Source organism: Polaromonas sp. P1_G2 (assembly GCF_056405515.1).
Genome location: NZ_JBFUBY010001059.1, coordinates 1 through 472, shown reverse-complemented (window position 1 = coordinate 472; position 472 = coordinate 1). Strand labels below are relative to the sequence as shown.

Here is a 472-nt window from a genome sequence, read left to right as displayed (position 1 = left end):
TCGCCCGGCAGATCACCGGTTCGGAACCATCCGGCAATGCGCTTATCCTTCCTGATCAGGACGTGGCCACGGCCTATGAACACTATGAAAACGCGATGGCGGAAAAACCCTGGCTTGGCGACTTTCCCCTGATGTTCAAGGGCGCGAAAGTCCGGCGGTCGGGTGAAAGGCTCTGGCTGCAGGACGAGGCGATCAGCCTGCCGCTCGACAATGATCAATCCACCGCCGCCTGGCCGCTCCTGCAATTCGACACGCTCGACGGTGCCGGCATCTGGGATGGCTCCAGCCTCACCTTGTGCTGGGGCGAAACGCCGCTCGGCAGGTGGACGGCATGACATTGCAGGATATCCGCACATCGATCCTGCCGCGCCTGATCTCCGGCGCTCGTGACGGCCTGCCGCTCACATTGCAGGATATCCGCACATCGATCCTGCCGCGCCTGATCTCCGGCGCTCGTGACGGCCTGCCGCTC

The 472-nt window shown here is 63.3% G+C and carries 1 protein-coding gene; it reads left to right on the top strand.

The genetic code is table 11. The features are described from left to right. Positions 1–335, top strand: a 335-nt coding sequence (locus tag AC1D0P_RS29055; RefSeq protein ID WP_477679903.1) for a hypothetical protein, incomplete at its 5' end; no start/stop codon positions are given. Positions 336–472: the final 137 nt, after the last annotated feature.